The sequence below is a fragment of the Chromohalobacter sp. HP20-39 genome (assembly GCF_033052815.1).
Lineage (GTDB): Bacteria > Pseudomonadota > Gammaproteobacteria > Pseudomonadales > Halomonadaceae > Chromohalobacter.
Window position 1 is genome coordinate 1 of record NZ_JAWHTP010000815.1, and the last position, 260, is coordinate 260.

At 58.8% G+C, this 260-nt stretch carries 1 protein-coding gene; it reads left to right on the forward strand.

Annotation, left to right across the window (positions count from 1 at the left end; genetic code table 11):
- Positions 1-260 (forward strand): cbb3-type cytochrome c oxidase subunit I (locus tag RVY79_RS20225; RefSeq protein WP_317466369.1); only part of this gene is annotated, 260 nt, incomplete at both ends.

Below are 260 nucleotides of genomic sequence, written 5' to 3' on the forward strand. Positions count from 1 at the left end.
GGCGATAGCACTGGTTTCCTGCCACCACATCACTACGACCAGATCTTCACCGCGCACGGCGTGATCATGATCTTCTTCGTGGCCATGCCGCTGGTGACTGGTCTGATGAACTTCGTCATGCCGCTGCAGATCGGCGCGCGTGATGTGGCGTTCCCGTTTCTCAATAACTTCAGCTTCTGGATGACCACGGGCGGTGCCATCCTGGTGATGATGTCGTTGTTCGTGGGCGAATTCGCGCGCACCGGCTGGCTGGCGTATCC